The organism is Limosilactobacillus panis DSM 6035, from assembly GCF_001435935.1.
Taxonomy (GTDB): Bacteria; Bacillota; Bacilli; order Lactobacillales; family Lactobacillaceae; genus Limosilactobacillus; species Limosilactobacillus panis.
The window spans coordinates 1-1,469 of record NZ_AZGM01000057.1 but is presented as its reverse complement, the minus strand read 5'-3'; the positions used below and the strand labels follow the sequence as shown (position 1 = coordinate 1,469).

The 1,469-nt window shown below is 39.8% G+C and carries 1 protein-coding gene; it reads right to left on the bottom strand.

The window, feature by feature from the left end; all coding sequences use genetic code 11:
• Positions 1–535: 535 nt before the first annotated feature.
• On the bottom strand, positions 536–1,469 hold a 934-nt coding region (locus tag FD32_RS04150; protein ID WP_056962115.1), incomplete at its 5' end, for a tyrosine-type recombinase/integrase.

Below are 1,469 nucleotides of genomic sequence, written 5' to 3'. Positions count from 1 at the left end.
TTCATGTTATAATCAGGTTCCAATGTTTTTGTATCCTTTCGAGGGTATTTTGGAGGGAGCGTGACAGAAGTCATTTATGACTTCGTTTTCACGCCCCCGCGAGCGCAAATAGGGCTCCAGAGTTCGGTTATACCGGACACTGGAGCCCATTTGCGTACCGCGCTGTTCGTATTTGAACTTGGTAAAAGTACTTATGTCACAGCCCCTTTTCTTTTACTAATATTTTAAAGGAAAATGGAGTTAAATGAAATCCGAAAATTTCATCTAACTCCATTAATTATTTGGGACTTATGTCACAGCCCCATTAATTATTTGGGACTTATGTCACAGCCCCGACCTCGCCTGGTATGATTTTCCACAAAATTGATAGAAAATAGTATTTTATAGTGGAGGGCGAGAAACAAAAAGGCTGATATATCAACGTTTCAACAACATTGATATATCAGCCTAAAATTAAAAATCACCCGCACGGGGATAATAACCCCTTAATATACCGGGCTTTGTGGCGGGTTTTTCCGCAGTTTTTCCGCACAATTTACAATTCCGCTAATTTCTCGATAATTACAGTATCATTTTTGGCCTTAAATTCATCAATCAAATACGAATAAGTGTTTAGCGTTACGGTGATATTAGAGTGGCCTAATCGCTTGCTAATTGCGTATATATCTACGCCCTTGCCTAATAAGTAAGCTACATGGACATGGCGCAATGAGTGAAAATGAAACCCTTGCTTTTCGATACCAGCCGTACTCATAATAGAGCGTAGACATTTATTCAAAGCGTTGCTTGTGGGAATCGTTCCTAAAACGTTTTGAAACACCATAACACTACTATTAGCCTTTAAGTCTGCTAAATGGTTTAGCAACGACCGGTTAACCTTAATTACCCGGTTACTGCTTGCCGTCTTAGTGGATTTAAAGGCTTTTGTTTTTTCATTCCATGACTTATTGACTGAGATAGTGGAATGTAAGAAATCAATATCTTTCCAGGTTAGCGCCTGGACTTCTGATTTACGCATACCCGTATAAATGGCGGTTAGAATCATGTAACGACTGGTGTTCAATGGATTCAGGCCCTTAACAACCGCCTGCTTTAGCTTCGTCAATTCATCATTGGTAAGATACTGAACTTTTACCTTTTTATCGTGATTATAGGTAACCGTAACATTATGCGTAAAGTCCTTGCGGATAATATCATCATCAATCGCATAGTTTACAGCCGTCCTGATTGCGCCGTTTAGCTTGCTAACAGACTTGTAAGCATGATCAGCACCATACCAGTTAATAAATTCCTGGTACTCAGAACGGCGAATATCACGCATTTTGGTATCTTGCCAGTATTCACGAATGTATTTCTTCATAATACTGTACTGATTGCGAGCGCTAAAACTTTTGGCCTTGCTTTTCTTATAAAGACTGAAACTTGAAAGCACGAAAACTAGCCGGAGCTGCGTCAGCTTCGGCTTTTCT